This window comes from Cohnella boryungensis, from assembly GCF_042651945.1.
Taxonomy (GTDB): Bacteria; Bacillota; Bacilli; order Paenibacillales; family Paenibacillaceae; genus Cohnella; species Cohnella boryungensis.
On the sequence record NZ_JBHSED010000068.1, the window covers coordinates 61,741 to 74,497 of the forward strand.

Here is a 12,757-nt window from a genome sequence, read left to right on the forward strand (position 1 = left end):
CCCTTAGCTTTTGTTGGTCTCATTATAAGCCTGCGGGATTCCCCGGCCATATCAACAAAAGGCATGAAGTTCATGGACGATTTTATCCCGTCGGTCCGGGAGGGACGGATAACTGGACGATTTCGCCGATTGCCAGCTTAAAATCATACAGGTTTACCGCATCGGGCCCATTTCGTCTAGTCTCAGGTCGTCTTTACGTTCTTAGGCGCGATGCCGTATCGCTTCTTAAACAGCCGATTGAAATAAAACGGATCGGGGATGCCGACCTCGGCCGCCGCCTGCTTCACCAGATATTGACCGGAGGCCAGCAGCTCGTAAGCTTTGGTCATTCGAATTTCGTTCAAGTAGGTCAGGATGCTTTGACCGGTATCGGATTTGAACACCTGGCACAGGTAAGGCTCGGATAGTCCGACTCGCGCGGCAATGTCGGCAATCGCCACCCTATCCGGATAATGCTCCTCCAAGTAGCGGATCGCTAGGCGCACTTCCTCCCGGGCGGCGTGCTTGGACGCCGACAGCCCTGCCGATTCGGCGATCTCCTCGGAAAGCTCCCGGAGCGTATCCTTGAGCTGCGTGTCGGAATCCGCCGCTTCCACCTTCTCCAGCCACGGCTTCTCGTCCCATCTTCCCCGAACTCCCGCTTCCTCCGCGCTTGCCGCTCCCCAGATCCCGCCGCTGATCGCCCGCTTCAGCGCGCGCGGATGAATTCGTCTCTCTGCAGCCGTGTCCACCAGACTTATCGCGCGCTCGGCCCACAGCTCGATCACGCCGCCGATCGGCTTGCGCAGGCTGTCCCGCAGCGCGGCCTCCGACTGCCGGAACAATTCGTCATCCTCGCTCGCAACCTCCCGATTCGACAATCCCCCCGCGAGTACAAGCGAATAGAACAACAGCCCTTCCGCCTGACGGCTGAGGCGCAGCTCGCGCTGAAGATCCGCTTCGTCCGACGACGCCGCCGCGTATACGACCTGGATGGATACGCTGTAGTACATCCCGGCAAGCGTAACGATCCGCCGGGCAACCTCCTCCGGGTTGACCGCGGCCGCATCCGCCGGATAAGCGGCAACCAGCAGAAATCGCCGGGCATCTGTTCGAACCGCGCGCTTCCAGCGGCTTCCGGTAAACAGGCTATCGGCCAGCTTCTCCAGCATATCCTGCAAATCCCGCTCCCGACGCGCGCTCTGCTCGTCCGAGCGCAGAAGAATAATGAAGGAGTAAGCCGTCTGGCCCGGCTCCAGAATGCGTCCCCCCCTCCACGGCAAGGGGTCGGAAGAGGCCGCGTCCATCTCTCGGAGCAGCGCGGCCATCCTCGCCTTGTCCTCTGCTCGCCCGCCGCCCTCCGGCCTGCCGTTGCGCGCCGCAGCGGAGCTCCGCTTGCCGTCCAGCTTCGCGGCCATTTCCTCCAGCGTGGCCATGAAGCTGTCCGTCTTCAGCGTCAGCTTGAGCATATAGTCGTGTGCGCCGCAGCGCAGCGCTTCGCGCACAAGCTCGAAATCGTTATAGTTGCTTAGCACGAGCACCTCGCCGTCGAAGCCGTCCGCCGTCAACCTCTTGATGAGCTCCAGACCGTCTATCTCCGGCATCTTGATATCCGTGATGACGATATCGACGCCGTTTTCCCGAACCAGCTCCAGCGCCGACGCTCCATTGGCGGCGGCGCCCGCGTATTCGAAACGGCTGCCCTCCCACTGGATCAATGTCTTGACCGCGTGACGAACAATCATCTCATCGTCGACGATCAGCACCTTATACATCGTTCTCGTCCTCCTTCGTCAGAATGGGCAGCGTAATGACGGTTTCCGTGCCTTCGTTCGGGGCGCTGCGAGTCACCAACCCATAGGCCGCTCCGAAGTGGATGCGGATTCTCTCGTCGACATTGCCGATTCCGATACCCGACAGCTTGGCATGGGACATCGACTTTCGCGCATGAACGTCGTTCATGTCGAAGCCTTTGCCATCGTCCGCAATGACGATTCTCAGGTCGGCGCCCTCGCGGAAGCCTTCCACTCTGATTCCTACCCTGCGGCCATCCTCGCTGCCTGCATGCAAGATGGAATTTTCGATGATCGGCTGCAAAATGAACTTGGGCACAAGACAAGCGTACAGCTCATCGTTCATCACGAAGCTAAGCTTAAAAGAATCCCCGTAGCGAATGCGCTGTATCGTCGCGTAGTGCAGCAGATTGGCGATCTCCACCTCCAGCGGAACCAGCTCCTCCTTAACGAGAATCGTGTTACGAAGCAGCTCGGACAGAGACTCGATGCCTTGCTTGACGGCCTCGTTGCCGCTCATCATCGCGCTCCACTTCAGTGAATTCAGCGTATTGAACAAAAAGTGGGGATTGATCTGCGCCTGAAGCATTTTCAGCTCCGCGTCCCGCTTCGCCTGCTGCTCGGATTCCACTTGAAAGATTAGCTGCTTCAATTGCTCTACCGTTCGGTCGATGGTTTCCGTCAGCTTGCCCATCTCGTCCGGATAGGACTTGCCGATCTTCGTCTCCAGCTGTCCCATCCGGATCTGATTCGCGTACTGCAGCAGCTCCCGCATCGGGCTGTGAATGCTGAAGTAGATCCACATAGCCAGCGCGCCGGAAAGCAACAGCGTAGCCAGGCAGATGAAAACGATGTTCCCCCGCATCTCCTGCAGCTCGGACACCAGAAAGGAATGGGGCACCAGCCCGATCAGATACCAGTCGGCGGAACGGATGTAAGAGCTGATGGCCAGCGTCTTCCGTCCGTCGACGGTCGCATAGAACGCTTCATTCCTGCTCTCTCCGATCGCCCGGTCGAACACTTGGCTTTTGTGATACGCCGTGCCGTGCGGAATATCCGGCGAGACGGACGAGACGACCCTGCCTTCGGCGTTGGCGATATAGATTCGACTGCCCTGGCCCAGATCGACCTGGCCGAAGGTGTTGCGCGAGAACACCTTCTCGTCGATCAGGATCATGACGTAGCCGAGCCTCTGGTTTAAGTTGCTCTCGGCGAACACCGCGCGGCTGAGAATAATCCGGTTCGCTCCCCGGTTAGAGCGAATATAGCTCCAGAACGCATTGCCGGGCGAAGCATTGACTCCCTCCGTCAGCTTGTCCAGCTGCAGATCCGGGTACCACTCGAAGCCGAGATCGAAGATGGTTTGGCCGTCGTTCGTCAGAATGACCACATTGCTAAGATTGCTCAAGCGAAATATTTGCTGGGCCAACTCTTCGTTGATTTCCGTGCGAAGCCTGTTTTTCTCGTAATCGGACATCGCGGCGAACTGCGGCAGGCCTTCTTGAATGGACTTGTTGATGATGATCGTCTCGCTGAGCGTCTCATACTGTTCAAGCTCCCGCGTCATGTTCTGCGTCAGCTCGGCGAGAATCTGCTGTGAGGAGGCGCTGATTTTATGAGTGATCGATGCCTCGTATCTCATGTTGGAATAGATCGCCACGAACAGCACGGGCAGCAAAGAAGTGATGAGGAAAGCGGCTAGCAGACGATGCTTGATGGAAACCCGTCTCAGCAGCGGAGAGGCGCTGCCGGAGGACGCGTCGGAAGAGGCTTGGGACATCGCGGACACCTACCTGTCGGACGGTTTGTTGCTTTAAGGTTATCAGGCTTTCGGTGGATAATCCACAGCCCGCTCCGGCAGGCGCAAGCGACAGTAAGGTCGTTCGGGCAGCCAAAAGTCGAATTCCGGCGAAACTTGGGGTAGTTTTTTGCGCCTTCCGTCTCTATTATTAAAAGATACCCTGATTTTCCATTAAGGCAGGCGATCCCTTTGTCCTTCGTACGGACGATGCTGCGGCAGCTTCTGCGGCACAGGCCGCTTCTCCTCCTGTTTGCGATCGGCCTCCTGCTGGAGGTCGCTTATGCCGTCGCGGCGCCTTTGAGCTTGAAATATTTAGTCGACGAAGCCTTTACGCCCAAGAATGCGGAGGCTTTCTACTTGATTCTGGCCGTCCTTCTCGGAGGAGGGCTTCTCAGCATCGCGGCCGGAACCTCCGGGGATTACGCCCTGAGCAAGCTCAGCGGCAGGATCATCGAGCAATTGCGCACGGACCTGTACGTTCATGTTCAAAAGCAGTCGCTCCCCTTCTTCCAGCGCTACCGGGTCGGCGATCTTGTCTCCAGGTTTTCCTCGGATATGGCGTCTATCGAGCGGGTCGTAAGCTTCGCCTTTCCCTTCTTCCTTAAGGAGACTTTAAGCGTCCTGCTGGGCTTGATCATGCTGTTCATGCTGGAATGGAAGCTGACGCTGGTCATGCTGGCCGGTTCGGTTCTTCTGTTCGCCGGACCGAAGCTGCTGCAGAGCCGCGCCGAGAGCGCCAATCTGAGCTATAAGGAAGCGCAGGAGCGCTTCTCGAACCTGATCGACGAGACGGTGAAGGGTCACAAGACCGTCAAAGCCTATCACCGGCAAAGCCTGCTTCTCGAGCGCGCTCGCAGGCAGATTCAAACACTGCTGTCGCTCGGACTGCGAATGCATTGGACGAACTCCTTGCTGGAGCGTCTCCCCTTGACCGTGCTTCTGGTGCTTAACGGCGTCATGATCGGCTTCGGCGGTTATTTGATCTTCCAGGATTCGCTCACGATTGGCGGCTTCATGGCCTTCTTCACCTTATTCATGGCAACCGGACAAGCCGCCTCCAATCTGACGATGTTCATCCCCAGTCTGATCGACTCCGGCATCAGCTTCAGAAGAATCGGCGAGGTGCTGTCGCATTCTCCCGACGTCCCGGAAGCCGATTCCCCCGCGGAGCTGACTCCCCTCGCCGATGGCATCCGTCTTCGCGACGTCACCTTCGGCTATACGGAGGACAGCGACCAGCTCAGAGAGATCAGCCTGGATATTCCCGCCGGGAGCTACGCGGCTTTCGTCGGCCCCAGCGGCTCCGGCAAAAGCACAGCCTTGCAGCTGCTTGCGCGCTTCTACGATCCGAGAGAAGGCGCGGTTACCTTCGACGGATTGGATCTGAGAGAGGTCAGCGAGGCTTCCTTGCGCATGCATTCCGCGATCGTCACCCAGGATTCCTTTCTGTTCAACACGACTATCCGCGACAATCTGCTGTTCGGCAGCGTCGATGCCGAAGAGTCGGACATGATCGAGGCTGCGCGGCTCGCGATGATTCACGACTCCATCGCCGGCTGGCCGGAAGGCTACGACACGCCGGTTCACAATGAAGGAGCCTCGCTCTCCGGAGGCCAGCGCCAGCGTATCTCGATTGCCCGCGCGCTGCTCAAGCGACCGAGCCTGCTGCTGCTGGACGAGGTCACCTCGGCGCTGGACCCGGCTACGGAGGCCGATCTTAATCGCAGCCTGCTGCAGCTTCGAGGGAACCGAACGCTCGTCTCCGTGACGCATCGGCTTGCCTCGGTCGTTCACGCCGATCGGATCTTCGTGTTCCGGGACGGACGTATCGCAGAATCCGGCCCGCACGAGGAATTGCTTCGACAGGGCGGCCTGTATCGGGAGATGTGGGACAAGCAGCACGGCTTCGCCCTGTCGCAGGACGGGCTGCATGCGTCCGTGGACGAGGGGCGTCTTGCCCAGCTTCCGTTCTTCGGCGGCATCGAGCCGGAGCGGCTTCACGATGTAGCCGGCTTGTTCGCTACGGAAACCTTCAAAGAGGGCGATGCGGCGGTAAAAGAAGGGGACCCCGGAGACAAGTTCTATATCATTGTCCGGGGGAAATTCGAAATTACCAAGCAGACTCCGGAACAGGGCGAGCTGCGCGTTGCCGTTCTGCAGGACGGGGATCATTTTGGCGAGATTGCCTTGCTGAAGGATATTCCTCGAACGGCCACGGTACGGGCGCTTGTGCCGTCGGTCATCATCTCGATGAGGCGGGAAGCCTTCCTGGCCTTGACTACGCAATATCCGAGCATTCTTGAGGCCGTGGAGCACACGCTGCGACAGCGGCAGTAGTCACGCCTCCGTCCCCATCCCAAGCGCAAAGGAGAACGGTCTATGTCCGCTATCTTGAACTGCCGACGCTGCGACAGCGACGACGACTATGCCCAGGCGAGCCTGTTTTTCCTGGACCGTCGGCGGGAGCTTCATCCCAGCTTCACAGTCGTGGACGTTATGTCGCTTGTTTACAGCTATATCACCGAGGGCCGCCTGATCCTTGTCACCGATGAGGAAGGGACAACGGTCGCCATTTCAGCCTACTACCGGGGCACGCCCGCGTTGGCCTATTCCGACCGGGAGACGGTCGCCTTCATCGACAACGCTCTCGTGGCTCCAGCTTATCGCGGATCGCGGGCTTTCGTCCGGGGCTTCCAAAGCTTGCTCCGGTTGATCACAGCGGACAACCCCCAGATACGGGAAATTCGTTTTGTCGCCTTGTCCGATAACGCTTATTTGCGAGCCCTGTATTCGAAGTTCGCCGATTACAGCCATAGCGAGGAAGGAAGCATCGGCATGGAGGATCACTATTGCGTCGAGACCGATCGCTTGAAGGCTTACCTCGACCGATTTGCCCGACCGTGAAGGTCGTCACTTGAGAAAAATATGCCAACCAACAAGGGTGTGCTAAGCCGAGACCATGTCTATTCAATTCCGAAAATGCGATCTGGAAATGGATTATGAGGCCTACCTCAGGTTCCTGCTCCGGCATCATACCGAACTGAATCTGCCTTATCCCTTCGCCGTCAAGCTGAGCTTTATCGGCAGTCCGCTGCTGATGGGCAAAGCGCTGCTGGCCATCGACGAAGACCCCTATGAGATTGTCGCTGCCATCGGCTTCAACTACGGAACCGGTGCCGGAGGCTATGAAGATCGGCACATCTGTCAGATCGAGGTGGCCTTCATAGCGGTGGCATATCGGCGAACCTCCCTGTTCCGCCAGGGACTGCGCGCGCTGCTGGACACCCTTCGAAGCGACAACCCGTCGGTGCGGCAAATTCAGTTCTGGCTGTCCGCAGAGCAAGAGGCGGGCGAGCCGCTTTTCGCGAAGCTCGCCCGCCTCCCCGGGGCTGAACGTTCCGTGGACAACAAGCTTGTCTTCTGCTCCATCCCCTTCCGCGAGCTGGAGCGTTACACTCGGCGAATCCCTTAAGCGGTCGGCATCTGACAAGCTTCGCCGATTGGTGTAATCTGATTCAGTCCATGCTCTTCATCAACGGCGCGGCCTCTCCCTGCCGACAGCATCGCTGAGAAGTTGCTTCCTCATTTCCTCCACCTCAACGCTCTCGATGCTGTGGGGGCTGTAACGCGCCTTCTCGTACAGACGCTGAAGCGCTCGGCGGGAACGAAGCAGGCGCTGCCAATATTCCGTCAGCTTCCCGGCGGCGGAATCGCGCCTCTCTCCCCGCCAGCGTTCAATCCCGTCCAGCGTCTCCGCCGGCGTATCGCTGGCCTGGAAGGCAAACCCCTGCTGCACGCCTGTTCGCACCGCATCCTCGTAAAGCCGTCTCGCCTTCTCCGAATTGTTCAACCGATCCCACTCGGCGCGGGCCTCCGACCGACGAAGCCACGCGGCAAGAAGTCCGCTTGTTCCCTTCTTCAGACTTCTGCGTTCCTCGACATAAGGCAAGCTCTCTTCCGCCTTGTCCCGCAGAAACCATCCCTTCAACGCCCTCATTAACCCACGCCACGTCCAAGCACGGTCCTTCCACAGCAGACGCGCAAACCAGAGAAACGCCAGCACGGCAAAGGCCAGCACGAGCCACAACAAATAGTCCCAGACAGGCGACGGCTTTCCTTGCTCGGGAAGCAGGCTGTCCAGCGAGGCGTTCGCGGCAGGAGGCGGTATGAGCCGCTCGGGCTTGATCCAGTTGAAATCCGGAGCGGAAACCTGCCTGGGCGTCAGCAGTCGTTGGCCATAATCGACGGTGGCCGCAACAATCAACACGCCGACGGAGAGAAACAGATAGACGTATTTGCGCCCCGCCCGCCTGACCGGCCGCGTCACGATCCCGTTGCCAAGACCGGCGCCTTCGACCAAGCTCCCGTTCAATGCGGCAAACCAGATAAGCATCCAGCTAAGCGCGATCCCGATGAGAGCCAGCCGATATCCGATCCAGGCCTCATTCTGAGCGACCGCAATCAGAGCCAGCACGCTTACGCCGAAAGCCAGGGCGTAATGGCGCGGACCTAGTCTTGCGAACCGGCCTCTCCATAGCACAAGTGCAAGCCAGATCAGCATAGGAAGGTAGGCCGTGTAGGCCAACGCCCCGACGGCTGCAAGCGCCAGTAGGACGGCGACAAGCGTGATTTTGCGCCACAGCGGGGGCAAGCGGTTCAGCAGCAGACCTGCCGTGCTGAAGAGAAGTACGCTTGCAGCCAGCCCGCTCTTCGCCGCTGGGGTCATATTCGTCGAGAAAAGCGGCCAAACCGGCAGCCAGATGAGCCATTCGACTGCAATGCGCAGCGCAAAGCTCCCCCTCATCCGCGATCCCCTCCTTTTCCCGATAGCAACAAGCGTACTGTATTGCCCTGGGCTCTGAGCCTGGCAATCAGCTGCTCTTGCTTGCCGTCCACGAAGGCGGTGACCAGCAGGTAATGCATGCCGACGTTTCGTTCCGCGATCAACTGCTCCAGCACGTAGGTCAAATCCAGCGTAGTGACCGGGCGAAATCCGGCCATCGCTTCCAGCAGCCTCTCCATATGGGACGAACCGGACTGGGCAGGCGCGCGAAACAAGAGCTGATCCGTCCGTTCGCAGATTCCGTTATAGATAAAGCCCGCTTTGCCGCCTCCGGAGATGACATAGTGAGCTGCCGAGGCCGCATAGCTCAGCGCTTCCTCGAAAGCCTCGGGCTCGATTCTGCGATTGCGGGCCGCATCCAGCAGCTCCGCATTCAATACAATGGTGAGGTCGCCGTCTTGCATGCTTTCTCGCTTGTGTACGAGAAGCTCCCCCGTCTTGGCCGTCGCGCTCCAGTTCACCATTCGGAATGAATCCCCTTCGCGGTAGGGCCGAATGCCCGCGACATGAGGATGATTTTCGAGAATCGGGCTGATTCTGCTGCGCACGCTCTGCAGGTACCTCCTGGCTTCGAGAGGGAACTCGCTCAGCTCCTTCAGCGCCGGATACACCACAAGCTCGCTTGCGGACTTCCCTTGCTCCGTCCTGGCCGAGAACCCGACACTATCGCCAAGCGTAATCGTGTAGCTGTCGACGCGATACTTGCCGCGGTGCGGACACCAAATCTCATGCTTGCGTACGATTTCCGTATACGCTGGCACGCTGAACAGACTCGCGTGGTTTTGCAGCCGGTCTCCCCGATGAATAGACATGTCCGCTTCCTGCCCCTTGAATACGAGCTGGGCGGGCAGCATCGTCTCTACGCGCAGCCAAGGCAGCGGCAGCCGCTTGCGGTTGGCGATCGTCTCACTCAGCCATACGGTCTGGCCGGCATGAATCCGGGAAACGCCGAACGCGCGGTCGTAGGTCAGCGCCTTAAGCCCGGCATACGCATAGAGCAGCCTTTGCAGCGCATACAGCGTTGCCATCACCAGCACGATCCAGACGATCGCCGTCATCGCGACTTGGACTCCAGCCCGGATTCCGTCGGCACAGGAACGTCCGCCAACAGCCTCTCCACCAGAGCAGCGGCACGGTTCGATTCGCCGCCGAAGGCTTCCTTCAGCACGAGGCGATGCGCGAGAACTGCGCTTGCCAGCGCTTTCACATCGTCGGGCAGCACATAGTCCCGGCCCCGCAGAAGCGCACGGGCTTGCGCAGCCTTCAGCAGCTGAAGACTGCCGCGCGGACTGACCCCGAACGCGATTTCCGAATGGGAGCGCGTCGCCGTTACAAGAGCCAGAACGTAGCCGTATACCGCCTCGCTCACATGAATTTTGGGCACCTCGCCTCTCAGCTCTTCGATCTCCTCTCGGCCGAGCACCGCTTGCAGCGTCTCCAGCGGATCGCCTGCCGAGAACCGCTCAAGGATCGCCCGTTCTTCCGTCTCGCTCGGATAACCCATCGACACGCGAAGCATAAAACGATCCAATTGGGCCTCCGGCAACGGGAACGTTCCGTGGTTGTCGATCGGATTCTGCGTCGCGATGACGATAAAAGGCGTTTCCAACAAATAAGTGGAGCCGTCTATCGTCACCTGACGCTCCTCCATGCACTCCAACAGGCTGGACTGCGTGCGGGGCGTTGCCCGATTAAGCTCGTCCGCCAGCACAAGGTTGGCGAACACGGGGCCTTGGCGCAGCTCGAATTGCGACGTTTGCCGATTGTATACGTTAATCCCCGTTACGTCCGACGGGAGCAGGTCTGCGGTAAACTGAATTCTTCTCATACGGCAATCCAGCGATTTGGCCAACGATTTGGCCATCAGCGTCTTGCCTGTGCCGGGCACATCCTCCAGAATGACATGCCCCGAAGCCAGCAGCGCGATAAGCAAGTGCTCCAGCACCCGTTCCTTCCCGATGACGACGGAGCCCACGTTACTGATGACGGCCTCCAGCTTCCGTCCTACGGCTTGTTGGTCCACGACAAAACACCCTCCTCCGTTTTTTACATTTTAACAATGCCGGAGAAGGGTGTGAACTGTAAGAACTCACATATTCAATTCGATTACGCCATCGCTTTGACCCGTTGTTCGCGATATTCGCCGGAGGTCTGGGCATTCACAGCCGGAATGCCGTGAGACGATCTGGACGCGACCGACTCCTCTGCGAGCCCGTAAGGCAGGCACAACGGAGCTCCCGTGCGCGGATCGGGAATAATGTCCGCGTCGATGTTGAACACATCGCGCAGCATCTGCGAGGTCATGACAACCTCTGGGTCGCCTTCGTACAGCACGCTTCCGTCCTTAAGCGCAACAAGATGCTGGGCATATCTCGCCGCATGGTTCAAATCGTGCACGACCATGATGATCGTACGCTTCTGCTCCTTATTCAGCTTCTCCAGCAGAATCATGACTTCCATCTGGTGAGCCATATCCAGGAACGTCGTCGGCTCGTCGAGCAGCAGCACTTCCGTGCCCTGGGCCAGAGCCATCGCAATCCAGGCCCGTTGGCGCTGGCCGCCGGACAGATGATCGACCGGTCTGCCCGCAAATCCGGACATGCCCGTGGCTTCCAACGCCCATTCGATCATGCGATTGTCCTCCGGCGACAGAATGCCGAAGCCCTTCTGGTGAGGATAACGACCGAAGGACACCAATTCGCGTACCGTCAGCCCTTCAGGCGAAGTCGGGTTTTGCGGCAGAATCGCCAGATGCTTCGCCACTTCCTTCGTCGGCTGGCGATGAATCAGCTTTCCGTCCAAATATACGCCCCCCGTAGAAGGGGTCAAAATCCGGGCCATCGATTTCAAGATCGTCGATTTGCCCGATCCGTTGGCGCCGACAAGCGCCGTGATCAGTCCGTCCGGTACGCTCAGGTTCAGTTCCTGAACGATTTGTCTGCTACCGTACCCTAAGCATAACTGATCGGTGCTTAACCGTGTCATCGTCGCATCCATCCTTTGCTGAAAACGGTTCTCATTAAAATCTATAATTTGAATGATAATCGTTCTCACTGTAATTGTCAATGCCGAATAGACGTTCGTGAAACGTCTGAGAGATTGTCATTCTTAGCTCGTCCGAGAAAATGTCATGTTCAAGTGGTGCCGAGGCGACTCACCAGAGCGCATCGACATAGCGATTATGTTGAGAATACAGAACGCCATGGGAATTGCCCTTGCTTGTGGGATGCTGGATACCTGCTCCGTGCGGGCCGTTAGTTCCACTTTGCAGCACTACTCTTCTCCTCACCTGCTCCGTGCTGGCCGTTAGTTCCACTTTGCAGCACTACTCTGCTCCTCATCTGCTCCGTGCTGGCCGTTAGTTCCACTTTGCAGCACTACTCTTCTCCTCACCTGCTCCGTGCTGGCCGTTAGTTCGACTTTGCAGCACTATTCCTCTCCTCACCTGCTCCGTGCTGGCCGTTAGTTCCACTTTGCAGCACTACTCTTCTCCTCACCTGCTCCGTGCTGGCCGTTAGTTCGACTTTGCAGCACTACTCTTCTCCTCACCTGCTCCGTGCTGGCCGTTAGTTCCACTTTGCGGCACTACTCTGCTCCTCACCTGCTCCGTGCTGGCCGTTAGTTCCACTTTGCGGCACTACTCTTCTCCTCACCTGCTCATTGCTGGCCGTTAGTTCCACTTTGCAGCACTACTCTGCTCCTCATCTGCTCCGTGCTGGCCGTTAGTTCGACTTTGCAGCACTACTCTTCTCCTCACCTGCTCCGTGCTGGCCGTTAGTTCGACTTTGCAGCACTACTCTTCTCCTCATCTGCTCCGTGCTGGCCGTTAGTTCCACTTTGCAGCACTACTCTTCTCCTCATCTGCTCCGTGCTGGCCGTTAGTTCGACTTTGCAGCACTACTCTTCTCCTCATCTGCTCCGTGCTGGCCGTTAGTTCCACTTTGCAGCACTACTCTTCTCCTCACCTGCTCCGTGCAAACTCTGACTCTGAGGAATTCATGTTTTCCCAACACATACTCGCTTGGGCCGAGTGCGGCTGCTCCTTCCGCATTCGTCATCTGTCCGCTAATGATTTTCTCCACCACAACAACCTTCTTCAATTCCGCTCTGCTCAATGTCACTTTCTCCTGTCCCATGGTGACATTATCTCAGCATAACGACATGCCGAATAGACGTTCGGTCGGTTTAAATCGGGGGCTCGGCTTCCGTCGAAGCAATCAAAAAGCCAGCCCCGGCGTGCTGGAGGCCACTGAAGAACTTACGATTTTCTAGTAAGACTTAGCTATGAGTATAAAAAATGCGACATCTATTCCAGTTATGGGAATAGAGTCGCATTTTTTA

Annotated in this window: 10 protein-coding genes; 3 read left to right on the forward strand and 7 right to left on the reverse strand. The window is 58.1% G+C overall.

All coding sequences use genetic code 11. The features are described 5' to 3' along the window. Positions 1-182: 182 nt before the first annotated feature. Together ACFO1S_RS26050 and ACFO1S_RS26055 are read right to left on the reverse strand one after the other, a co-directional pair. Positions 183-1,754, reverse strand: a complete 1,572-nt coding sequence (locus ACFO1S_RS26050) for a response regulator transcription factor (RefSeq protein WP_204605929.1) — start codon at positions 1,752-1,754, stop codon at positions 183-185. Then, positions 1,747-3,552, reverse strand: a complete 1,806-nt coding sequence (locus ACFO1S_RS26055) for a cache domain-containing sensor histidine kinase (RefSeq protein ID WP_204605930.1) — start codon at positions 3,550-3,552, stop codon at positions 1,747-1,749. Before ACFO1S_RS26055 ends, ACFO1S_RS26050 begins: the two co-directional genes overlap by 8 nt. A 210-nt stretch (positions 3,553-3,762) precedes the next feature. On the opposite strand from ACFO1S_RS26055, the gene ACFO1S_RS26060 reads away from it, so the two are divergent. The 3 genes from ACFO1S_RS26060 to ACFO1S_RS26070 are packed head-to-tail and all read left to right on the forward strand — an operon-like array spanning position 3,763 to position 7,045. After that, positions 3,763-5,910, forward strand: coding sequence for an ABC transporter transmembrane domain-containing protein (locus tag ACFO1S_RS26060; protein WP_204605931.1), 2,148 nt, complete (start codon positions 3,763-3,765; stop codon positions 5,908-5,910). 42 nt (positions 5,911-5,952) lie between these two features. Continuing rightward, a complete protein-coding gene (locus ACFO1S_RS26065; RefSeq protein ID WP_204605932.1) occupies positions 5,953-6,477 on the forward strand; it encodes a hypothetical protein in 525 nt (174 codons plus the stop codon). Between the two features lie 55 nt (positions 6,478-6,532). Beyond that, entirely contained in the window at positions 6,533-7,045 is a 513-nt protein-coding gene (locus ACFO1S_RS26070; protein ID WP_204605933.1) for a hypothetical protein, read from the forward strand. A 60-nt stretch (positions 7,046-7,105) separates the two neighbouring features. Here ACFO1S_RS26070 and ACFO1S_RS26075 read toward each other — a convergent pair whose 3' ends face one another. The 5 genes from ACFO1S_RS26075 to ACFO1S_RS26095 all read right to left on the reverse strand — a co-directional run bounded on the left by ACFO1S_RS26075 (position 7,106) and on the right by ACFO1S_RS26095 (position 12,531). Next, positions 7,106-8,377 (reverse strand): hypothetical protein, encoded by a 1,272-nt coding sequence (locus ACFO1S_RS26075; protein ID WP_204605934.1) that lies wholly within the window; start codon positions 8,375-8,377, stop codon positions 7,106-7,108. Then, the gene (locus ACFO1S_RS26080; protein ID WP_204605935.1) at positions 8,374-9,474 is read right to left on the reverse strand and encodes a DUF58 domain-containing protein; all 1,101 of its coding nucleotides are present in this window, start codon (positions 9,472-9,474) and stop codon (positions 8,374-8,376) included. Before ACFO1S_RS26080 ends, ACFO1S_RS26075 begins: the two co-directional genes overlap by 4 nt. Beyond that, on the reverse strand, positions 9,471-10,439 hold the full coding sequence (locus tag ACFO1S_RS26085; protein WP_204605936.1) for an AAA family ATPase: 969 nt from the start codon (positions 10,437-10,439) through the stop codon (positions 9,471-9,473). The genes ACFO1S_RS26080 and ACFO1S_RS26085 overlap by 4 nt, the downstream gene beginning before the upstream one ends. Positions 10,440-10,522: 83 nt before the next feature. Next, entirely contained in the window at positions 10,523-11,401 is an 879-nt protein-coding gene (locus ACFO1S_RS26090) for an ABC transporter ATP-binding protein (RefSeq protein WP_204605937.1), read from the reverse strand. 893 nt (positions 11,402-12,294) lie between these two features. Beyond that, entirely contained in the window at positions 12,295-12,531 is a 237-nt protein-coding gene (locus ACFO1S_RS26095) for a hypothetical protein (RefSeq protein WP_378127851.1), read from the reverse strand. Between the last annotated feature and the right edge of the window lie 226 nt (positions 12,532-12,757).